The organism is Bacillus cereus group sp. BfR-BA-01347 (assembly GCF_022663835.1).
In the GTDB taxonomy this organism is placed as follows: Bacteria; Bacillota; Bacilli; order Bacillales; family Bacillaceae_G; genus Bacillus_A; species Bacillus_A thuringiensis_K.
Window position 1 is genome coordinate 171,773 of record NZ_JAKUGG010000008.1, and the last position, 22,411, is coordinate 194,183.

A 22,411-nucleotide genomic window follows, 5' to 3' on the forward strand; every position below is an offset into this window, starting at 1 on the left:
ATGAGTCATTCCTTTTTTCATAGATTAACTTGCCTGTTTTTTATTACTTTCTTTCAATTTCTCTGCTTGTAAAAAGCGATTCGTTTCAGCAACAACAATACTACTTAATCCAATTAGACCAATCAAGTTTGGAATTGCCATAAGTCCATTTGCAATATCAGCAAATGTCCATACGATTCCTAGTTTTAAATTAGCACCAATTGCAATCATGACAATAAAGATTGCTTTATAATATTTAACTGCACTTTCTCCGAATAAATAAGCTACACATTTTTCTCCATAATACGACCAGCCTAAAATAGTAGAGTAGGCAAATAAAATAATTGCGATACCGAGAATCATACTACCAGCAGTACCGAATACAGATTGGAATGCAAGTGTTGTAGCTTCAACGCCAGTTTTACCAGATTTCCAAGCGCCTGTAGTAATTAATACTAGTCCTGTAATTGTACATACAATAAACGTATCTAGAAAAGTACCAGTCATTGAAACTAAAGCTTGCTTTGCAGGCGAATCAGTTTTTGCAGCCGCAGCAGCAATTGGTGCACTCCCTAAACCAGCTTCGTTCGCAAATACACCACGCGCCATTCCGATTTGGATAGCTGATGCAACTGTTGCCCCAATAAAACCACCAGCAGCTGCCGTACCATTAAATGCACCAGAAAAAATAAGTGAAAATGCTTCTGGAATTTGGTCGTAGTGATAGAAAATAATTATAAGACCAGCAATTATATAAAAGAAAGCTTTTATCGGAACGACATAACCCGTCACTTTCCCGATTTTTTTTACACCGCCTAAAATAACAATTGCGATTAAAAATGCCATTAGTATACCAGTTAAAGCAGGAGGGAAAGAGAAATTAATTCGCATTGCCTCTGCAACTGAGTTAGATTGCACCATATTACCAATACCGAAAGAAGCAGTTGTACCAAATATAGCGAATAATATAGCAAGCCATTTCTTACCTAAACCACGCTCTAAATAATACATTGGTCCACCTGAATATTCACCATTTTCATTACTAACACGGTATTTCACTGCAAGTATTGCCTCGGCATACTTTGTTGCCATACCGAATAAAGCGGTAATCCACATCCAAAATATTGCACCAGGACCACCAATTGTAACAGCTGTTGCAACACCAGCGATATTTCCCATACCAATCGTTGCGGCCATAGCTGTCATAAGTGCTTGGAAGTGACTAATATCTCCAGAAGAAGAGGTATCTTCTGATTTTTTAAATGCTAGTTTGTGAGCGTATAATAGTTTACTAAACTGTAAACCTTTCAAACGCACTGTGAGAATGATACCAGTTCCAACGAGTAGCAACAAAGTTGGTAATCCCCACACGTATTGATTCATTTGTTCTAATACTTTACTTACTGTCTCCATCTTTATTCTCCTTTATTTAGAAAAAATAAAAACCACTTCAAGTAAATGAAATGGTCTCTGGAGAAACAAGGGATAGAAAAATAAACCGATACAATCGGCTTTTTCTTTCGCTTGTCTCTGTCCTTTTACCTGAGAGATTATCCGCTAAAGTAGCGGATTTGCTCCTTCGGTGCTCGTTTTCCTCCGCGCTCTATGAAAGCGAGAGGGAGTCTCTCCAGAGATTCGTCCCCATGCAGTTCTACTTGTAACCAAGACCTGAGAGTTTCAAAGTTGGTATAACAACTTTTTGCCCCGTCGGTAGATCAATAGACCTTCTCCTGAATGGTTCATCCGAATTATAAAATTTATAAACACATTGATTGTAAATCAATAAAAACATTATAGACATACAAATTGTGAATTGCAATCATTTTTTATTTTAAAATAGTAAATAGTTTTATTTTTTTGTAATTCCTAATTTATCTTTAACTTCATTTAAAGTAGATAAAGCGATGACAATATGTTGATCCGCAAGTCCTAAAGCTTGTTTTGTTTTTTCAATAGTTTCATCGGTTGGAGTAGAGTTATTTGCTCCGTCTATAATTAAATTTGCTGCATTTTTCATGAAATTTGATGCGGATTTAAACTGAGTTGTGAACTGAAGTAGTTGTTTTTGTATATCTATATCTGTTATGTTTTCTTCAATTTTAAGCGTGTCTATTTCGTTCATAATTGTTTCGTACTGCTTGGAAACAGCACTCATTGTAACTAATAGTTTATTTCGATCTACTGAATCTCCATTCGTGTTAATCTCTTCCCAGGCAGGTAACCAATCTTTTTCGATGATGTCATTATAATGAGTAGTCAATTCATTGATTTTAGGCTGTAATTTAGTTTTGAAAGTTTTTGTCTCCGCTGTTTCTACAGTTGCTTTTTCATTGTTATTTTTAACATTAGTAGCGTAGAGAATCGTACCGAAAATGATGAAAATAGAAATAACAACTGTCCATTTAGTAAAAAGTAATTTCTGCAATATGTAACGCCTCCAAAATTTAAAAACTTATAATTATAATATATAACAATAATGTTGCTTAAAGTAGAGAAAATAGGCTAGAAATAATTTAAATTATTTCTTTTCTATACATAAATAATTAAAGTTAGTAAAATGATGAAAGTTATATGCGAGAAAAGAGGGTTTTTAGTGAAAATGAATAGAAGAAAACTAGTTTCAAATATTTCAATGGCTATGTTATTAGTTGTTTTAATTGCATTCATATTTATGGATAAAGAATCTAAAATTAAAGGTTTTCCAGTACCAATGTCAGCAATTCATATTAACGATGATAAGGAAGAGGACTATCAATATATAAGTGTAATGCCTATTACAAAGGCCAGTGGATGGGAGAACTTAGGGGAAAACGGGCATACTGTTACTTTTAAAAAAGGGGAGAGGAATGTAACTGTAATACATTATCCGGGAGAACTAACGTATTATTTATTTGAGAAAAAGGTGAATATGGGAGATAAGATAAAGATGTAATTCGTTAAGGGTTACATCTTTTTTGATTCTGAATTATTTGAAATAAAATTAGATAGATGGTTTGATAGATGTAGTGATAAATATGATAAGTTCTATATGTTGATAAAAAGCATCGAAGAGACCATAAAAATATTATGTAAATTAAAAGTTGTAAGTGGAAGATAAATTATATCTTAAGGGGGAATTAAAAATGTTACTAAAAACAATTTACTGTCAAGTGGAAGAAGAGAAAAAAGAGTTATTTTCAAACGCACAAGAAAAATGGCGCGATATACAGCATCTAGATGGATTTCATGGACAATTTGGTGGATGGAATAAAGATGAGGCATGTGTATTTACTTTATGGGAAAATCGAAATGCATATCAATCATTTATGAATGGTGCTCACGATACAATTTATTTAAATAGTAATCAAGAGGATACGTTTCTTTCATGTGAAATTGAATTATTTCAAACGTTGTATGATATAACTGATACGCATTTGAAAGACGTTGTTACAGAAGGATCATTCGTAAGAGTTGCTATATGTGATGTAAAGGTGGAAAAGGAAAATCATTTTTTACATAAGCAAGAAACAATTTGGAATAAAGGAATGGAAAAAGCAAAAGGAATGTTAGGTGGAGTAGTTGGGAAGTCTTTAAAAAATGAAAATCGTTACATAGTGTTAACGTATTGGAAAGATGAAAAGACGCATCAACATTATGTGGAAGAGATTTTCCCAGATTTATATAAATTAGCTAATATTCATGAAGATACAGAAGAGATAAAAGGAAAACAAGCTGTATGTAAGGAAGAATGGCTTGTATATTAAACAAAGAAAAAGTGCATAAATGAATGTATAATAAAGATATTTTCTTATAAACAAGTAATTAATAGAAGACGTTATATACCCTTTCATGTTAATATATTTAAGTTATAATAGGAGGCTTACCCTTTTGTATTGTACGGTAGAAGCAGTGTGAGCTTGAAATTTTTTTAGAAAAGGATGTGCCTAATTTGCGTATCAATAAATTTATTAGTGAAGCTGGAAAAGCGTCTCGACGTGGAGCGGATAAACTAATTAATGAGAGAAGAGTAATTATTAACGGTAAGGTTGCAAAAATTGGTGACCAAGTGAACCCAGGTGATGATGTACGAGTAAATGGAGAGCAGCTTCGAATTGCTCGAGATCATGTATATATCGCTTTAAATAAACCAGTAGGTATTACATGTACGAGTGAAAAAGCTGTAAAAGGTAATATTATCGATTTAGTGAACCATCCTTTACGAATTAGTCACATTGGACGTCTTGATAAAGACTCAGACGGTTTAATTTTGTTAACGAATGATGGTGATATTGTTAATGAAATTTTACGTGCTGAAAATAAACATGAGAAAGAATATATCGTTTCAGTAGATAAGCCTATTACACCTGATTTCTTAGAAAAAATGGCAGCTGGTGTGAAAATTTTAGGAACGAAAACACTTCCTTGTGAGATCACACAGTTATCAAAATATGAGTTCAAAATTATTTTAACACAAGGGCTAAATCGTCAAATTCGTCGTATGTGTGAAGCTTTAGGTTATCAAGTATACACGTTAAAACGTACGAGAATTATGAATATTGAATTGAATAATTTACCCGTTGGACAGTGGAGAGATTTAACGAAGAAAGAGAAAAGACGTCTATTTGCAGACTTAAATTACGAACCACAAGATTGGTAAAATTGTGAAGTGAAACCAAAAAAATTTGGTTTCACTTTTTTAAATTAAATAAATAATTTTTTTAAACACTTGCAAAAATAAAATGAATAAGATATATTAAATAACAATAAATGGATGTTTTACAAAAGCGAAGAAAAGGACACGAGTTATTTTCCCCGGTTATACAGAGAAGGAAGGAAAGCTGAGAACTTCCTAACGCAGAAAAATAACTTACCACCTTAGAGCTGCACTAGGGAAACGAAGTATCTAGTGCCGTGTAAGCGACGTTATCGCAAAAGAAGCCATTATGTTTTTTGTGATGGGAATCTGGGTGGAACCACGGATATAAGCATATTCGTCCCTATATTTAGGGATGAATATGCTTTTTTTGCATTCAATTTCATAATAAGCGAAGAAAAGGACACGAGTTATTTTCCCCGGTTATACAGAGAAGGAAGGAAAGCTGAGAACTTCCTAACGCAGAAAAATAACTTACCACCTTAGAGCTGCACTGGGGAAATTAAGTATCTAGTGCCGTATAAACGACGTTACCGTAAAAGAAGCCATTGTTTGTTCACAATGGGAATCTGGGTGGAACCACGGGTATAAGCACGCTCGTCCCTATTTTAGGGATGAGTGTGCTTTTTATTATGAAATGGAGAGATGAAAAATGAAAGAACAAATGATTGAAATTAAATTTCCAGATGGTAGCGTGAAAGAATTTGTAAAAGGAATTACTTTAGAAGAAATTGCGGGATCCATTAGCAGTAGTTTGAAAAAGAAAGCAGTCGCGGGGAAAGTAAATGATGGATTATATGATTTACGCCGAAATATTGAAGAAAATGCGGAAGTGGAAATCATTACTATAGATTCAAATGAAGGGGTAGAAATTGCAAGACACTCAGCAGCACATATTTTAGCGCAAGCTGTAAAAAGAATGTATGGTGATATAAATCTTGGAGTAGGGCCTGTTATTGAAAATGGATTTTATTATGATATGGATCTTCCAAGTAGTGTAAACATGGAAGATTTACGAAAAATCGAAAAAGAAATGAAAAAGATCACAAATGAAAATATAAAGATAGAACGAGTTGAGGTTTCTCGAGAAGAAGCAGCTAAACTGTTTCAAGAAATGAACGATCTCTTGAAATTAGAACTTTTAGAAGCAATTCCTAGTGGGGAAAGTGTAACACTATATAAACAAGGTGAATTTGTAGATCTATGCAGAGGACCACATTTACCGTCAACAGGCTATTTGAAAGCCTTCCAATTAACTCACGTTTCAGGTGCATATTGGCGAGGAGATAGTAACAATCAAGTGCTTCAGCGTATATATGGCGTTGCATTCTCTTCTCAAAAAGAATTAGAAGAGTATTTACATTTCGTTGAAGAAGCAGCAAAGAGAAATCATCGCAAATTAGGTAGTGAGCTGGAGTTATTTATGTTTTCTGAAGAGGCTCCTGGAATGCCATTTTATTTACCGAAAGGACAGATTATCCGAAATGAATTAGAAGCATTTTTAAGAGAAATTCAAAAAGAGTATAAGTATCAAGAAGTACGCACTCCGTTCATGATGAACCAAGAAGTATGGGAGAGATCAGGGCACTGGGGACATTATAAAGATAATATGTATTTCTCTGAAGTAGATAATAAAAGTTTTGCATTAAAACCGATGAACTGTCCAGGGCACATGCTTATGTTTAAAAATAAATTGCATTCTTATCGTGAATTACCGATTCGTATGTGTGAATTTGGTCAAGTACATCGCCATGAATTTAGTGGTGCATTAAACGGCTTATTAAGAGTACGTACTTTCTGCCAAGATGATGCACATTTATTTGTAACTCCAAAACAAATTGAAGATGAAATTAAATCAGTAATGGCGCAAATTGATTACGTATATAAAACTTTTGGATTCGAATATGAAGTAGAGCTTTCTACTCGTCCAGAAGATTCAATGGGTGATGATAAATTATGGGAGCAAGCAGAAGCAGCATTAGAAAATGTATTACAATCGCTAAATTATAAATATAGACTAAATGAAGGTGACGGTGCATTTTACGGGCCGAAAATTGATTTTCATATTAAAGATGCTTTAAATAGAAGTCACCAGTGCGGAACAATCCAGCTTGATTTCCAAATGCCAGAGAAATTTGATTTAAATTATATAGATGAAAATAATGAAAAGAAAAGACCAGTTGTTATTCATCGGGCAGTTTTAGGTTCATTAGATCGCTTCTTAGCAATATTAATTGAGCACTTTGGAGGTGCGTTCCCGGCATGGGTAGCACCAGTTCAAGTGAAAGTAATTCCAGTTTCAAATGCAGTACATGAACAATATGCCAGTGAGGTTGCACATAAATTAGCACAAGCTGGGATTCGTGTTGAACAAGATGCACGAGATGAAAAACTAGGATATAAAATAAGAGAAGTACAAATGCAAAAAGTACCGTATGTTCTTGTTATTGGCGATAAGGAAATGGAAAAAGGAGCTGTAAATGTACGTAAATATGGGGAAGAGAAGTCAGAAGTTGTTGCGCTAGATGTGTTTGTGGCAAGTATTGAAGAGGAAATAAAGAATAGAAAATATTGATTGTAAAGAACACACACTATTAGAAATTAGTGTGTGTTCTTTTTTATCTTACAAAAATGTAAGGTAAATGTAAGCGAAATCGAGGGAACGAGTTGTAGAAAAATGAGAATATGAAGTAGGAAATAGATTCATGTTAAGGGTGTAACTCTTATTGAATGAATAATTAAAAAATTATTAAGGATTTACATGACAAAATAATAAGAAATATGTGAGAAATTAATTTTATACAAAAGGGATGGAGTGAAAGAGATGTCAGTAAATGTAGTTACTGTAGAAAGTGTAGAAAAAACGTATGGAAAAAGAAATGAGAATCAGTCAAAAGCATTAAGGGGTGTATCGTTAAGTATTAAAGAAGGAGAATTTGTCGGGATCATGGGACCTTCTGGGTCTGGAAAAACGACGTTACTTAATGTGATAAGTACACTTGACCAAGCGACAGGTGGTAGTGTGACGATAGCTGGTACAAATATTACTTCTATGAAGGGCAATGCGTTATCTGATTTTCGCTCTCAAAAATTAGGTTTCATTTTTCAAGATTTTAATCTACTAGAAAACTTATCAATTTATGAAAATATAGCTTTACCACTTTCTTTGCAAGGCGTACCATCAAGTGAGATTACTGGGAAGGTAAATGACGTTGCGAAGAAATTAGGCATCACTGAAATTTTAAAAAAATATCCGACGGCTGTTTCTGGAGGACAAAAGCAAAGAACAGCGGCAGCACGAGCTTTAGTACATAATCCAGCAATTGTATTAGCAGATGAACCGACAGGAGCGCTTGATAGTAAAAATGCAAAAAGTTTATTAGAAGCGATGCAAGATTTACATGAAAATCACAATGTAAGTATTTTAATGGTTACACACGATGCATTTAGTGCAAGTTATTGTGAGCGTATTTTATTTATTCAAGATGGTCTTCTTTATAAAGAATTAAATCGTCAAGGCACTCGAGAGAATTTCTATCAAGACATTTTAGGTGTGCTCGCTCATATGGGCTCAGCTGCTGAGTCTAAGTAGGGGGCGAAACTATGTTATTTAAATTATCACGTCATAGTATGAAAAAGATGTTAAAAGATTATATGGTTTTACTTATTGGCCTCGTTATTAGTATTAGTATTTTCTACATGTTCCAAACGATGGCGATGAATAGTGAATTTACGAAAGATAATAGCCTAATTAGTAGTATTAGACTCGTCTTTTGGGTAGGTGCAATACTATTATCTTTCATTACTGTATTTTATATTATATATGCCAACTCTTTCTTACTCACGTTAAGAAGAAAAGAACTCGGTATGTACATGATGCTTGGTGCAAAAAAGAAAAAAGTAGCACAGTTATTATTTATTGAAACATTCGGTATGGGTATTGTCAGTATTATTATCGGTATTTTAGTAGGGATGTTACTTGCAAGTGTAGCAGGAAACTTTTTAATGAATGGAATGGAAATTTCAGCAAAAGGTAGTTATGCATCTGTATACACACCAGCAATTTTAGTTACAGCTATTTTCTTCTTAATACTATTTTTCATTACTGGCTTAATGAACGGTGTCCGATTGTTACGTAAAACTGAACTAGAGTTAATTCGTGAAGATGAAACACTAGATGAAGTGAAGAAAAGTAAAACTCGCATTATAATAATGACAGTACTTGGTGTATTACTAGTAAGTACAGGGTACTATTTTATGATCAATGTAAAAATATATGCTGAATTAGGTTTTATTATAGCAACCATCGTTACAACACTTGGAACATATTTTATCTTTAGTTCATTACTCCCATTTTTTGTGATGAAAATTAAGGGGAATAAAAAACGAAATGAAACGGGCTTAAATAGTTTTACATATGCACAGCTACGCTTTCGAGTAAATAGTTTATCGAGAGTATTAGGTACTGTAGCGATGTTAATTGCATTAGGCGCAGGTGCGATGACGGCAGGTATGGCTTTCCAAAAAAATGTAGGTATTATGACAGACCTTTCTCGTGTATATGATGTCGTAATTCATGATCCAAATGATCAAGATAAAGCGGCCTTAAAAGAAATGGAAATTGTTGAAGAAAGCAAGTACAACTATAAAGTAGATGGGGAAGCGGTTTATTACTTACGTAATGATTTAACAGCGAAACCACCACTAATTTCCGAACGTTTTGATACGAAAACTTTAAAAGAGCCTGCGCGTAAACGGGTGGCTGAACCTTTAACTGAACCTATATATTCTGCTTTGGAAGCTCCTGAAGTAGCAAAATTCCCTCGTATGCCAAAAGATTGGGAAGATGCGATTGTAAGAGAGATACAAATTACACATAATCAATTCAACGGAAAACCTGTAAGAATTGCAGATGAAGCGCATTATAAAGGAATTCAAGGAACAGAACACACTGTAACATTAGCAAAAGTAGATGATATGAAAAAGTATAAACCGTTATTGATTGAAATAGATAAGAGACAAAAAGAACAAATTGAAAAAACAACAGGTACAAAAGTAGACATATTTACGAAAATGACAATTTATCAGTTAACGAGCAGTTTCATGAGCGGAACAATGTTTATGGGATTTTTCCTCGGAATTGCCTTTTTAGCAATGATGGCGAGTTCCCTTATGTTCAAAATATTAACAGGTGCTTCTCGTGATGTACGCCGTTATGAAATGTTACGAAAAATCGGTGTAAGACGCAGTATGTTAACGAAAAGTATATATAAAGAAATTTCGTATTTATTTATCTTCCCAGCGATCATTGGCATTTCTCACGTTTTAGTTGGGCTTAACTTATTCAGCTTTATATTAGTTGACCCGTTTGTGAAAGTGTGGGTGCCAATAGGAATCTTCTTAGTCATTTATTTTATGTATTACTGGATAACTGTTCAACTTTATAAAGGTATGGTAATGCCGAAAGAAGAAGTAGCTAAATAGTTTATGAAAAGAGTCCTTGTGTTGAGAATAAGGGCTCTTTTTTATGTTTTTTATAAATAAGGAAAAGATTGGATAATGGTTGAAAAATATAATATTATTTCTAATAAATTACTAAAATGATAATGTTTTAGTAAGAGAAACGATCTGAAGTATGAAAGAAATACTACAGTTAGTTGGAAACAAAGTGTATGCACGTTTTTTCTAGGGAATATTTTAGAGCGAATTAGTTCTATAATTGCTGGAATCATTCTTTCTATAGAGAGATAGAAAGAATAAAAAAGATAGCTGAAAACAAATTGTTTTCAGCTATCTTTTTTGTTTAATTTAGTGATGTCCAGCTAGTAGAGTAAACGCTATTATTAGGAGAAAACCACTAGTTGCCCACATTAGAAATGTAAGGAAAGAGAGCTGTTTCTTAGCTTTCCAAAGCATTTCATGAATTGTGACATATCCAAGTGAACCGATAGCACTTCCCATAATGAGGCCTTGCAGGTGAAGAGCTTTTCCTTCCATCAAAATTCCAAAAACTGTGCCAGTACCGAGAATAAGAGAAAGTAATAAAGTCGTTAATAAAAAGGAAATATATTTATGTTTTGTAAAAAGAAATGGAATAATTAAAGCTAATCCTTCTGGAATATGGTGAACGACAATTGCTATTAAAAAGGGAATGGCAGAGTCATTATGATTTATAAAAGCTGTACCTAACGCAAATCCACTCGGTATATTATGAATAAATATAGCGAAAGAGAGAAAAAGGAAGGTTTGCCATGCTTGTTGATCTTTTTTATGTATCATTGGATGGTGACAATAGTTATCTAATAAGCTCATAACTAAAATACCGATAGCGATACCAAGTATAGGCCCAACCATTTCGTAGCTTGAAAATGTTTTAGGAATAATTTCAAGGGATAAAAGCCCAAGTAAAATACCACCACATAATGCGTATAAACGATGCATCTTTTCTTCAATAAGTTGGCGTGTTGCTACTCCAACAGCACCTCCTAATAGTAATCCACCGAACGAAAAAAATGTTACAATCATTGGAATCCATAAACGTTCCATAGTATCACACTCCGATTCTATTCCCTTATTTTTAGCTTACGAAAAGGAAAGTTAGATTAGTCCAAGTAATTGTGTTTGATTATAGAGAAAAAAGTAGTGATTCGTTATAATTTATATATTAATTTTAAGTGAGAAAATGAAAAGGGGAATTGGTTATGCAACAAATTAAAAAAATAGGAAACTCATTTTGGTATATGACACCTGTTTCTGAAACAGATAGGCCTATCTTAGGAATGGTCGTTGGACAAGAAAAAACGTTAATGATTGATGCAGGAAATTCAGAAGAACATGCACAATTATTTTTAGAAATGTTAAAAGAACAAAATATATCGAATCCTGATTTTGTAGCATTAACGCATTGGCATTGGGACCATATTTTTGGATTATCCGTATTACGGAATGCATTAACTATTTCGCACGCTGAAACGAAAAAAGAAATGCAGGCAATAGTATCTTATGAATGGACAGATGAAGCGTTGGACGCACGCGTAAAAGAGGGTACTGAAATTGCATTTTGTGCGGATTGTATCAAGAAAGAGTTTGAAGAAAAAGCGAGAAATATTAACATTATTCCTCCAACCTTAACGTTCCAGGATCAAATGGAATTAGACCTTGGTGAAGTGACATGCGTGTTAAAACATGTGGGCGGAGATCATGCGCATGATTCAGTTGTTATGTATATAAAAGAAGAAAAGATATTGTTTGTAGGAGATTGTATATATGCAGATATTTTTTCTTCAAAGTGGAACTATACGACGAAAAGAACGTTTAAATTGATAGATGAATTAGAGAAATTTGATGCTGAGACATATATTCTTTCTCATGGGACAGCTATAAATCGAGACGAGTTTTTACAAGAAATTCATTTGCTAAAAACAGTAGGAACATATACAGAAGCTCATAAAGGCGATGAAGAGAAGATAAAGACAGCGTATAAACAAGAGCTAGATAGAGAATTAAATGCAGATGAGTTAGAAACAATAACGTATTTTGTCAATGGTTATGAAATGAATAATCTGTAAGACACTACATTAATCAAATATAATTAAATTGCACAAAAAGAGTATTGAAATTTAATTCAATACTCTTTTTAATAGTTAAATATCTAGTTACAACCAATTTCTAAAATTAGGGCTCGTTATCTGAAGTTATATCACTTTATAGGGGTACAGGTAGAAGCTTTCTTTGCTAATTCAGTAATATACTCGAAGAAAGTATCATGTTTTACATCGTAAACGACATTTACAGGTCGTCCATTAGCAGCTTCCTCTGTACGTCCTTGGCTTGGTCCGTATGTATGAACGATACTATTAATTGTTTCAGTTTTTGCAAGGTTAGTGTTTCCGACAAGCGCGGTAGTTAGTACATCCCATAAATAGTAGGTAGAGTTCGTTGAGAAGTGAACGAGAGGGGGAACCATTGCATAGCATTGACCAAGGAAATCCATACCAATATACTTTCGTTCTTTTGCCCACTGTTCACGTATGTTTATAGTTAACGGAACTTGGTTTGTACTTTCTAGTGTCACTAAGTCGATTTTAATTTTTGCATCCCATACACGAGCCACTGCTTTAGGGTCCCAAAACGAATTCCACTCAGCTGTTCCATCATGCTCTGGTTCATGTACATTGCCTGCTGTAAGAAATGTACCACCCATCCAAACGAGACGTTCAATTTTATCTTCGATTATGGGAGCTTCATATAATGCACGAGCAAGGTCAGTTAGGGGCCCAGAAAATAATAAAGTTGTTTTTCCTTCCGTTTGTAGAAGTATTTCTATTAAATGATGATGCGCGGGTTTTGCCGCCACGGGTGTTACAACTTTTCCAGACTCATTTAAAATTGGTAAAGCATCTACATAAAATGCATGCATCCGCCAGTCTTTTGGAAACGGGTTTTGCCCGCGAGAGTTTGAAGCGGCTACTGCAATATTACCTTTGCCGAAGCGATCGATAATTTTACGACTGGCAGACATTGCGGGTTCTAAATAGCAGTCTGCTGGGATAACAGATACACCGGTAAGCTCAACGTTTTCCATTTGAAGTAATAAAAATAATGAAATTAAATCATCTACGCCGCCATCATGATTGAAGTACACTTTTTTCTTCATTGTAATCTCCATCCTATATGATTTAGTTAGAAATTAAATATGAATTGAGGAGAAGTCATCAACAATTTCCACAACTTCAATTTCTCCATTAATCAGTAGCTCAGGAAGCTCATTTCTAATATTTCCTTTCCAATACTCTCTAGCTTGTTCGAATTTTTGAGAAAAAGGAATACCATCTTCTTTCGGTAAAAGATTACCGTCACCTTCAAAAGAACTTCCGATTACTCGTAGTTTAACAATCTGTAAAACTTCTCGATTGTAAGAATCAAATAATGCTTTCCATTTTAAAGCATCTTCATAGCTTTTAGCAGCATATAAGCAAGATAACCTGGAAGGGTATTTAGGGAATTCTTGTAGTCTAACCATTTCTACAATTGTTTCTCTAACTGCTCTAATTGTTTGATCCATATAACTCATAATTACTTTAGCATTTTCATTATTTATATGTAATTCTTCATTTTTATAGTGATTATTTAAAATTTGTATGCCATCTTCACCACTAGCATTTAATTGTTCTCTTTCAAAAAAGAAGTGATATAGAGTATTGTGTTGATTTTTGTTAACAGGAATGATTTGTCCGATATGCATTTTTTTCTTTGTTACGATATGATATACGAAAAATTCTTGTTCATTCATGGTTCTCCTCCTAGTAGTAATGTTTAAATTTAGTAATTCAACATCGAAATATATAAAACCTTTATAAGTAAAAGTTAGAATTTGAGATGAAAGTAAAGAGAATATATGAAAACGTTTTAAGTTTGTTCACAAAATGTTCACTTACGAAGGGGTTTCCAATGTCGATATAATGACAAAGACTCAAAGAGAAAGGATGATGAAGTTTGCCAACAACAAGAAAGGAAAACCTCCAATTTGGCATGATGATGTGCCTTGGGATGGTTATCGTAATGACGTTTTACAATTTACTAATGAATGAAGCAGGAGGACCAATTTATATTAAAGAGATTGCATTAGAACTATTGATTGGATTTATTATTGCGCTATTAATTGAAATATGTATCGTTGGACCTTGTGCGAAAAAAATTGTATTTATGTTACCATTTGATAAATCTAAGAAAATAAATATTATCGTTGCGATGGCGACAACTATGGTAATCGGAATGGTGTTCTTTATGTCATTTTTCGGTATGGCTATGATGCATTTACATGGTGGACTACAAGGAGATTCATTTGTTTCAATTTTTATTAAAAATTTCATAATGGCATATCCATTACAATTAATTATTATGGGACCGCTTGTGCGTTTCTTATTTGCAAAGTTTGTTATGAAAAAGAAATCTTTTAATGTAGCGTAATTATAATTTAAAAAACATTATATACAAATAAAAACCACACCTCGCATTTTTGAGGTGTGGTTTTTTGTTCATTCCTAGTTATTTTCATAGTGATGTGACATTTGTCCTTTTGCCATTATAGGATTATAGCTTTTAATTAAGTCAGAAATAAAAGATGAGGAGATGATTTTTTGAAAGGTATTATATTTGCTGTTTTTGCGGGGATATTTATAACACTTCAAGGAACCTTTAATGCGAAACTTAGTTCACATATCGGTATATGGTCGACGAGTATTATAACCCATTTAATTGGATTCATTATTGTAACAACTGTATTTTTGTTAAAGAAAGAAGAGAAAATAACGGATTTAAAGAGTGTGAAAAAAATATATTTAGCAGCGGGTGCATTTGGTGGATTCATTATTTGTGCAGAAACTATGTCGATATATTCATTAGGAGTTACATTGACAGCTGGTACACTAATGGTTGCTCAATTGTTAACGGCAACAGTTATTGAAATGAAAGGACTGTTTCATATAAAAAAGATACAGATGGAGAGATATCATATTGTGGGAACAATAGTAATGATTATAGGTATTGTTGTATTTAATATGTAAATGAAAGGGGGAAATGAATATGTGGGATAGATCAAGTTTAATTACGCATTATTTAAAAAACAATAAAACGCTCGAGGTATTTTCAGAAATAGATACAGCGTATTTTCAAATAAATCACTTTGAAAAAGGCGAGCTTATTTGCAATATAGATGACGAAATGGGTCGTTTATATTTTGTTGTTAAAGGTAAAGTAAAAGTTTATACGATTACACCTGAAGGGAAGAAACTAATTCTTCGCTTTATCAATCCATTGGCCATTGTTGGTGATATTGAATTAATTCAAAATAGCAAAGCACATAATGTCGTTGAAGCTTGTTCAGATGTTGTAGCAATCTCTATTTCTAATACGGTTATTAGAAACAAGTTATTACATGATCCTATATTTATGAAGTTCTTGCTTGAAAACATTGCGAACACGTTAAAAATATCGACTCGTTTTACTGCTCTTAATTTACTGTATCCTGTAGAAGTACGTGTAGCTAGTTATTTACTTTCAATTTCAACAGATAGTAACGGGAATATGTATAAAGGGGATTTGGATGCAACTTCGGTAACGAGTATTGCAGATTTTATAGGGGTAAGTTATAGGCACGTAATTCGGGTATTACAAAGATTTTATAATGAAAAACTAATTGAAAAGAGTAATGGAGTTATTGTAATTAAGGATTTTTCTAGAATGAAGGAAGTCGCTAAAGATAATATATATGAGCAATGAAAGGGAGAGGAAGATTTTGATTGGATTTAGTTTAGCCATATTAGCAGGAATATTAATTAGCTTACAATCTGTTTTTAATGCAAAAGTAAATGAAAATGTAGGACAGTGGTTAACGACTACATGTGTCCTTGGAATAGGTCTCATTAGTTCTATTCTATTTTATATCATTACAGAAAACAGTAGTAACATTAAAGTGTATACTACAAATTATTTGTTTTATGTAAGTGGACTTTTTGGCATCGGGTTAATTATTTGCATAATGGGTGCAATAAAGAGCTTAGGTCCAGCATATACGGTGCTAATTAGTCTTATTATTCAATTGGTTGTTGCGTTATGCATTGATACATTTGGATTATTTGGAATGGAGAGCATTCCATTACAAATAAATAAATTAGTTGGTATAGGTTTATTAATTGTGGGAGTAGGAATTTTTAAAAATCTATTTTTGAATAAGAAAGCTATTAAAATAACTGAAGATGAGATTTAAAGAATATAAAGGAAATATGTTAATGTTCAGATTATATATTTATGCAGTAGGGAATGCTTTTCTTATATGCCCTGTTTGTGAAAGGTTTGTATCTATTTAATAAAAAAACGTGAGTTAGCAATTAGCATAGTTGAAAAGAAAACATCGATATGTCGAGGTCTTCTTTATTTATTGTTTTGAGATTATAAGAATTTAAGTATAGGATTATGAGAAGTGTTTTTAGATAAGGAGAATATGACTGGAAATTAAAATATTACTAAATATACGTAACTAATGAATACAATGTCTTTTTCAGTTATTATGTTGTAAATCATTTTATGATAAAATCTTTTACATAATTTAATAAAGGGGTAGTATTCAATGGGTTATTTCTCAAATGGTTTATTAGTTTTGTTTGTGCTAATCGTATGCAGTTGTATATTTTTTGGTTGATAATATAATGAGAGTCTTATATAAAAGAAGTTATCTTAAGTGAGATAACTTCTTTTTATTTTATATTGAGAAGGAATTCTATCTTTCTTATTGAAGTTTGTTCTAGTTATTTTTACATCGATCAGATTTGTGTAAAGGGAATTTTATGAAATAAAAACAAGCCTGAGAATAGGGAGTATTGACATGGAAAATAGTATACGCTACACAAGTGAACATCCTACAGATTTTAATGGATTATTATCCTTATACGAATCTTTAGGATGGAATTCTCTTAAATTAACGGTTAACGAGTTAGAACGAATGTGTAAGCAAAGTTGGTATGCAATTTATGTTTTTGATGATAAGAGGTTAGTAGGGATGGGGCGTGTCATATCAGATGGAGTCATAACAGGCATTATTTGTGGAGTTGGTGTATTGCCAAAATATCAGTCTAGTGGCATCGGAAAAGAAATAGTGAAACGATTAATCCAGCACTGTGAACAAAATAAGGTTATTCCACAACTTATGTGTGTAGAAAAATTGCAATCTTACTATGAATCTATAGGGTTTGAAGCATTCTCTATTGGGATGACAAAACATATTATAAGATAGAGGTGCTTTATCCCGCTATTTGTCGGGTAGTAAAACCCCACGGATTAAAGTTTCACTTTATATTTTCAGTTTACTCGTACATATTTTCAAACTTCAATATAAAGGAGAATGGCTGTATGGAGATTGCTAAAGGGATAGAAATGTTACAACTTGAATTTCAAGAATTTGTTATTCATCCAATTCTTTTATGGGATGATGAAATGGCAGTATTAATAGATACGGGTTTCCCAGGACAAATTGAAGATATACAAGTAGAGATGGAAAAGATTGGGGTATCATTTGATAAGTTAAAAGTCGTGATTTTGACGCATCAGGATATTGATCATATAGGTAGTCTGCCAGAATTGTTGCAGCGCTGTCGAAGTAATATTAAAGTTTATGCGCACGAACTAGATAAGCCATATATCGAGGGGGATTTACCTTTATTGAAGGACGGAAATGTAGAGAACCGCCCAAAAGGAAAAGTGAGTGATACTGTGATTGACGGGCAAGAACTTCCGTATTGCGGTGGAATACTAATTCTTCATACTCCAGGGCATACTCCGGGTCATATTAGTTTATATTTGAAACAAAGCAAAATTCTTATTGCAGGAGACTCTATGTATAGTGTGAATGGGATGTTAGGAGGAATTCACGCCCCAACAACTATAAATATTAAGGAAGCAAAGCAGTCTTTGAAGAAGTATTTAAATTTACATATTGAATCTGTAGTTTGTTACCATGGGGGATTAAGTAAGGAGAATATAAATGTTCAACTTCAAAATTTGTAAAGTTAAAATGGAGTTTTTTGTTAAGTGACGTTGAAGTATAATCTGATTATTAGTATATAAATAAATTATAAAAGAGCATGTTTGAAAAAATTAAACATGCTCTTTTATTAAAGTAAATCAGTTTAATATGAATGACCTAACCCATTCCAATAAAAAGAAACGATTTCTTGTGCTAATTCATCTATATTTGCCAGAATAGGATTGTGATTTTCATCTTTAAAATTCCCAATTGATAATAAAGATACGAAAGCATGAGCCACAAATTTAGCGTTTCCTTTCGGAATTTCTCCCATGTGCATCGCAGTATCGAGTGCTTTTTCTAGCACTTCATACATATTATTTTCAGCATTTTTTAATTCCTTCAATTGTTCTTCAGATAACGACAGTTTAGCATCTTTCATAAAATTTTTCATATCAATATCCATCGTTGCGTGTAAGTAAACTTTGGCGAAGTCTAATAATCTTTCTTCTAAAGTTTTGTTTGTAGAGAGTATTTGAGACATATTCTCTCGTATACGTATCATCATTTGGGTCATAGTAGCGGTAAATAAATCGGCTTTTGTTGAATAGTAATAGTAGACGGTTGCTTTCGTAACACCACAAACTTTTGCGACTTCATCCATAGAAACGACTTGATAATTTTGTGTAAGAAATAAGCGAGTTGCCACTTCTAAAATGGTTTCTTTTGTAGATTTTGTATTTTTATTTTGACGTGGCCTTCCGAGAGGACGTTGTTTTTGTTCCAAATCCATTCGCTCCTGACATTTATTCTTGAGATAATTATAACATAATTTTCAATCATTCTTGATTAATTAACCTACCAGTATATATAATTAATAATGAAGGAAAAAAGGAAGGTGGGTTTTTATGAAAAAGCACCCGTTACATATGTTAGGGAGGCTTGTAGCAGGAAAAAATACGCAATGGATCACTTTATCGGTGTGGGTTCTTATTACATTATTACTTTCATTTACGTTACCACAAGTAAACAGTACGAAAGAACCGAATCCAAAAAATTTACCTGAAACAGCTATGTCACAGCAAGCGGAAGCGCTTATGAAAAAAGAGTTTCCGAATAATGCAGGGAATCCGTTGTTAGTAGTATGGTATAGAGATGGTGGATTACAGTCACAGGATTATAAACTCATACAAGACGTTTATAAAGAGTTAAAAGCTAGTCCTTTAAAAGAACAATCAACGTTACCGCCATTTGATACAATTCCAGAGCAAGTATTATCAAAAAGTGCATCAAAAGATGGTACATCATTTGTTACACCGGTATTCTTTAATAAATCTGCTGGTACGGATATATTAAAAGGAAATCTTGAAGAGTTTAGAAAAATAGTGAATAGTAAGGTGGATGAAGATCCATTTAAACAAAAAATAAGTGAATCTGGTTTACATGTTCGATTATCTGGACCTGTAGGTATTCAAACGGATGCAGTTAGTTTATTTAGTCAAGCAGATGTGAAATTGTTAGTGGCTACTGTATTATTAGTCTTGGTCCTATTAATTTTACTTTACCGTTCGCCAATTTTAGCAATTTTACCTATACTTGTTGTTGGCTTTGCATACGGTATCATTAGTCCTACACTCGGTTTTTTAGCTGATCATGGATGGATTAAAGTAGATGCCCAAGCAATATCAATTATGACAGTATTATTGTTTGGTGCTGGAACGGACTATTGTCTATTTTTAATTTCGAGATATAGAGAGTACTTGTTAGAAGAAGAAAGTAAATATAAAGCATTACAACTTGCGATTAAAGCTTCTGGCGGTGCAATAATAATGAGCGCGTTAACTGTTGTACTTGGATTAGGGACATTATTACTTGCTCATTATGGTGCCTTTCATCGATTTGCAGTACCATTTAGTGTTGCTGTATTTATAATGGGAATCGCGGCTTTAACGATTTTACCAGCACTATTATTAATTTTCGGTAGGATTGCATTTTTCCCGTTTATACCGAGAACAACTTCAATGAATGAGGAGTTTGCAAGAAAGAAAAAGAGGGCTGTAAAAGTTGAAAAATCAAAAGGCTCCTTTAGTAAAAAACTTGGAGATGTAGTAGTACGAAGACCGTGGACAATAATTATGCTAACTGTGTTTGTATTAGGTGGATTGGCTTCGTTCGTACCACGTATTCAATACACATATGACTTATTAGAATCGTTTCCAAAGGATATGCCTTCTCGTGAAGGGTTTACGTTAATTAGTGATCATTTCTCAGCTGGTGAACTAGCACCAGTAAAAGTTGTTGTTGATACGAAAGGAAAAGAGCTTCCTATTAAACAAGAACTAGAGAAATTTTCTTTCATAAATACAGTGAAAGAGCCAAAAGAGGGAAAAGAAAATAAGCAAATACAAATGTATGAAGTTTCTTTAGCGGAAAATCCATACTCAATTGAAGCGTTAGATCAAATTCCTAAATTGAAAAGTAATGTAGAAAAAGTATTAAAAGATGCTGGGATTAGTAATGCTGAAGAGCAATTGTGGATTGGTGGAGAAACAGCTTCATTATATGATACAAAGCAAATTACTGAACGTGATGAATCAGTAATTATTCCAGTAATGATTAGCATTATCGCTTTATTATTACTTGTCTACTTACGATCGGTTGTTGCGATGATTTATTTAATTGTAACTGTTGTCTTATCATTCTTCTCAGCGTTAGGAGCAGGATGGATATTACTTCATTACGGTATGGGAGCGCCGGCCATTCAAGGTGCGATACCGTTGTACGCATTCGTATTTTTAGTTGCTTTAGGTGAAGATTATAATATCTTTATGGTTTCAGAAATATGGAAAAACAGAAAGACACAAAATCACTTGGATGCAGTAAAAAATGGTGTAATACAAACAGGTAGTGTTATTACATCGGCAGGTTTAATTTTAGCAGGAACTTTTGCAGTGTTAGGTACACTTCCAATTCAAGTATTAGTTCAATTTGGTATTGTAACTGCAATTGGCGTATTACTAGATACGTTTATTGTAAGACCGTTACTTGTACCCGCAATTACAGTTGTGTTAGGCCGATTTGCTTTTTGGCCAGGTAAACTTTCAAGAAAGAGTGAAGAAATACAAAAGGTGGATGCATAGTTAAAAAAGCCAAGGATATTTTCCTTGGCTTTTTCAATGTAGTTAATTAATTTTTTGAAGTCAAATCATCAGCTGCAGCGTGATCAGCATCTTCAATTGTTGTTTCGGGCATTCCGTATAAGCCGTTCATTGCTTGTTCTTCAATAGTAAGGTTTGCAGTATTATTATTTTGAATAGATGTAGTATTTTCAGTAATATTTTCTTTTTTATTCATATTTTTGTTATTCATGTATGTATCCTCCAAATTTCATTTGATTTATCTATAGTATGTGGATGGATTTCAAGAAATATGTGAATTGATTCTTACATATGTTATATAATTAAATAAATAATTAGGGTGAAATGTAAACTGTTAGGAGTGAACAATTATGGTGAAAGCAAGGGAAATAGCCTTCTAAAATAAAAAGAAAATTTTAGGAGGCTATTAGAATGAAGTTTCATGTAATTGATAGAGAAGATTGGAATAGAGAGCAGTATTTTGAGCATTATTTAAAGTTGAAATGTACATTTAGTATGACTGTTAATGTTGATATCACGATGTTATTAGAGGAATTATATCAAAAGGGAATAAAATTTTATCCCGTTTTTATATATTTAATTTCTAGAGTAGTAAATAATCATAAAAAATTTCGAACATGTTTTAACGATGAAGGAGTTTTAGGCTATTGGGAGGAAATGATACCGAGTTATACAATCTTTCATAAAGATGATAAGTCTTTTTCAAGTATATGGACGGATTATTCAAGTGATTTCCGCACTTTCTATAAGAATTATGAAGACGATATGAGATGCTATGCTAGTGTTCATGGTTTTTTCACGAAAGAAAATATTCCACCTAATGTATTTCCGATTTCTAGTATACCTTGGACTAGTTTTACTGGATTTAATCTTAATATTAATAATGATGAAAATTTTCTATTGCCAATTATAACTTGTGGGAAATATTTTAATGAAGGAAACAAGGTTATGCTACCAGTTTCATTGCAAGTACATCATTCGGTTTGTGATGGATATGATGCGAGTCAATTTATAGAAGATTTACAGCAGTTAAGTAATACTTGCAACGAGTGGCTTAAGTAATATTTAATTTTTAATTATATAAAGTGAAACTTTAATCAGTGGGGGTTTTGTTCAGCCCCC

The 22,411-nt window shown here is 33.0% G+C and carries 22 protein-coding genes, 1 riboswitch and 2 other annotated features; of the genes, 15 read left to right on the forward strand and 7 right to left on the reverse strand.

All coding sequences use genetic code 11. The features are described from left to right. Positions 1 to 24 precede the first annotated feature (24 nt). Together MR143_RS14725 and MR143_RS14730 are read right to left on the reverse strand one after the other, a co-directional pair. On the reverse strand, positions 25 to 1,392 hold the full coding sequence (locus MR143_RS14725; RefSeq protein ID WP_000451045.1) for an alanine/glycine:cation symporter family protein: 1,368 nt from the start codon (positions 1,390 to 1,392) through the stop codon (positions 25 to 27). Between the two features lie 107 nt (positions 1,393 to 1,499). Continuing rightward, a riboswitch (glycine riboswitch) is annotated at positions 1,500 to 1,620 on the reverse strand. Positions 1,621 to 1,828: 208 nt separating this feature from the next. Beyond that, complete coding sequence (locus MR143_RS14730; protein ID WP_001170894.1) at positions 1,829 to 2,404, reverse strand: hypothetical protein; 576 nt, start codon at positions 2,402 to 2,404, stop codon at positions 1,829 to 1,831. Between the two features lie 132 nt (positions 2,405 to 2,536). Between MR143_RS14730 and MR143_RS14735 the strand changes: the two genes are divergently transcribed. The 6 genes from MR143_RS14735 (at position 2,537) to MR143_RS14760 (ending at position 10,096) form a co-directional block, all read left to right on the forward strand. Further along, positions 2,537 to 2,911, forward strand: a complete 375-nt coding sequence (locus MR143_RS14735) for a hypothetical protein (protein WP_050552460.1) — start codon at positions 2,537 to 2,539, stop codon at positions 2,909 to 2,911. A gap of 190 nt (positions 2,912 to 3,101) precedes the next feature. Beyond that, the gene (locus MR143_RS14740) at positions 3,102 to 3,722 is read left to right on the forward strand and encodes a YdbC family protein (protein ID WP_000925183.1); all 621 of its coding nucleotides are present in this window, start codon (positions 3,102 to 3,104) and stop codon (positions 3,720 to 3,722) included. Positions 3,723 to 3,907: 185 nt separating this feature from the next. After that, positions 3,908 to 4,615 (forward strand): 23S rRNA pseudouridine(2604) synthase RluF, encoded by a 708-nt coding sequence (rluF, locus tag MR143_RS14745; protein ID WP_001222158.1) that lies wholly within the window; start codon positions 3,908 to 3,910, stop codon positions 4,613 to 4,615. A 121-nt stretch (positions 4,616 to 4,736) separates the two neighbouring features. Further along, positions 4,737 to 4,960: a binding site (T-box leader), on the forward strand. Between the two features lie 37 nt (positions 4,961 to 4,997). Then, positions 4,998 to 5,220 (forward strand) — a binding site (T-box leader). A 44-nt stretch (positions 5,221 to 5,264) separates the two neighbouring features. Next, on the forward strand, positions 5,265 to 7,187 hold the full coding sequence (thrS, locus tag MR143_RS14750; RefSeq protein ID WP_000663059.1) for a threonine--tRNA ligase: 1,923 nt from the start codon (positions 5,265 to 5,267) through the stop codon (positions 7,185 to 7,187). Positions 7,188 to 7,436: 249 nt separating this feature from the next. Continuing rightward, positions 7,437 to 8,204, forward strand: a complete 768-nt coding sequence (locus tag MR143_RS14755) for an ABC transporter ATP-binding protein (protein ID WP_000115831.1) — start codon at positions 7,437 to 7,439, stop codon at positions 8,202 to 8,204. Positions 8,205 to 8,215: 11 nt separating this feature from the next. Then, a complete protein-coding gene (locus MR143_RS14760) occupies positions 8,216 to 10,096 on the forward strand; it encodes an FtsX-like permease family protein (protein WP_000897851.1) in 1,881 nt (626 codons plus the stop codon). Positions 10,097 to 10,420: 324 nt separating this feature from the next. Here MR143_RS14760 and MR143_RS14765 read toward each other — a convergent pair whose 3' ends face one another. After that, positions 10,421 to 11,158, reverse strand: coding sequence for a ZIP family metal transporter (locus MR143_RS14765; protein WP_242280811.1), 738 nt, complete (start codon positions 11,156 to 11,158; stop codon positions 10,421 to 10,423). 155 nt (positions 11,159 to 11,313) lie between these two features. Here MR143_RS14765 and MR143_RS14770 point away from each other — a divergent pair, with 155 nt between their 5' ends. Next, complete coding sequence (locus MR143_RS14770) at positions 11,314 to 12,180, forward strand: MBL fold metallo-hydrolase (protein WP_001186112.1); 867 nt, start codon at positions 11,314 to 11,316, stop codon at positions 12,178 to 12,180. 131 nt (positions 12,181 to 12,311) lie between these two features. Here the strand turns inward: MR143_RS14770 and MR143_RS14775 are convergent, their stop codons facing one another. Beyond that, positions 12,312 to 13,280 carry a nucleoside hydrolase gene (locus MR143_RS14775; protein ID WP_242280812.1) on the reverse strand — a complete coding sequence of 323 codons (969 nt, stop codon included), beginning with the start codon at positions 13,278 to 13,280 and terminating at the stop codon, positions 12,312 to 12,314. Positions 13,281 to 13,301: 21 nt separating this feature from the next. Then, a complete protein-coding gene (locus MR143_RS14780) occupies positions 13,302 to 13,904 on the reverse strand; it encodes a DUF2441 domain-containing protein (RefSeq protein ID WP_001005207.1) in 603 nt (200 codons plus the stop codon). A 203-nt stretch (positions 13,905 to 14,107) separates the two neighbouring features. On the opposite strand from MR143_RS14780, the gene MR143_RS14785 reads away from it, so the two are divergent. The 6 genes from MR143_RS14785 to MR143_RS14810 all read left to right on the forward strand — a co-directional run bounded on the left by MR143_RS14785 (position 14,108) and on the right by MR143_RS14810 (position 18,172). Next, the gene (locus MR143_RS14785; RefSeq protein WP_242280813.1) at positions 14,108 to 14,581 is read left to right on the forward strand and encodes a DUF2798 domain-containing protein; all 474 of its coding nucleotides are present in this window, start codon (positions 14,108 to 14,110) and stop codon (positions 14,579 to 14,581) included. A gap of 170 nt (positions 14,582 to 14,751) precedes the next feature. Further along, positions 14,752 to 15,177, forward strand: coding sequence for a DMT family transporter (locus MR143_RS14790; RefSeq protein ID WP_000676017.1), 426 nt, complete (start codon positions 14,752 to 14,754; stop codon positions 15,175 to 15,177). Between the two features lie 19 nt (positions 15,178 to 15,196). Further along, positions 15,197 to 15,892, forward strand: a complete 696-nt coding sequence (locus MR143_RS14795) for a Crp/Fnr family transcriptional regulator (RefSeq protein WP_000263515.1) — start codon at positions 15,197 to 15,199, stop codon at positions 15,890 to 15,892. Between the two features lie 16 nt (positions 15,893 to 15,908). Beyond that, on the forward strand, positions 15,909 to 16,379 hold the full coding sequence (locus tag MR143_RS14800) for a DMT family transporter (protein ID WP_000579014.1): 471 nt from the start codon (positions 15,909 to 15,911) through the stop codon (positions 16,377 to 16,379). 615 nt (positions 16,380 to 16,994) lie between these two features. Then, the gene (locus MR143_RS14805) at positions 16,995 to 17,402 is read left to right on the forward strand and encodes a GNAT family N-acetyltransferase (RefSeq protein ID WP_000431735.1); all 408 of its coding nucleotides are present in this window, start codon (positions 16,995 to 16,997) and stop codon (positions 17,400 to 17,402) included. 116 nt (positions 17,403 to 17,518) lie between these two features. Next, on the forward strand, positions 17,519 to 18,172 hold the full coding sequence (locus tag MR143_RS14810) for an MBL fold metallo-hydrolase (RefSeq protein ID WP_000401468.1): 654 nt from the start codon (positions 17,519 to 17,521) through the stop codon (positions 18,170 to 18,172). Positions 18,173 to 18,294: 122 nt separating this feature from the next. On the opposite strand, the gene MR143_RS14815 is transcribed toward MR143_RS14810, so the two are convergent. Then, positions 18,295 to 18,918, reverse strand: a complete 624-nt coding sequence (locus tag MR143_RS14815) for a TetR/AcrR family transcriptional regulator (RefSeq protein WP_000436039.1) — start codon at positions 18,916 to 18,918, stop codon at positions 18,295 to 18,297. A 121-nt stretch (positions 18,919 to 19,039) separates the two neighbouring features. On the opposite strand from MR143_RS14815, the gene MR143_RS14820 reads away from it, so the two are divergent. Continuing rightward, on the forward strand, positions 19,040 to 21,271 hold the full coding sequence (locus MR143_RS14820) for an MMPL family transporter (RefSeq protein WP_000716579.1): 2,232 nt from the start codon (positions 19,040 to 19,042) through the stop codon (positions 21,269 to 21,271). A 46-nt stretch (positions 21,272 to 21,317) separates the two neighbouring features. Here MR143_RS14820 and MR143_RS14825 read toward each other — a convergent pair whose 3' ends face one another. After that, positions 21,318 to 21,500: a DUF4021 domain-containing protein gene (locus MR143_RS14825; RefSeq protein ID WP_001060656.1), complete on the reverse strand. Its 183-nt coding sequence runs from the start codon at positions 21,498 to 21,500 to the stop codon at positions 21,318 to 21,320. 200 nt (positions 21,501 to 21,700) lie between these two features. Between MR143_RS14825 and catA the strand changes: the two genes are divergently transcribed. Then, positions 21,701 to 22,351, forward strand: coding sequence for a type A chloramphenicol O-acetyltransferase (catA, locus tag MR143_RS14830; protein ID WP_000668527.1), 651 nt, complete (start codon positions 21,701 to 21,703; stop codon positions 22,349 to 22,351). The last annotated feature ends 60 nt before the right edge of the window (positions 22,352 to 22,411 follow it).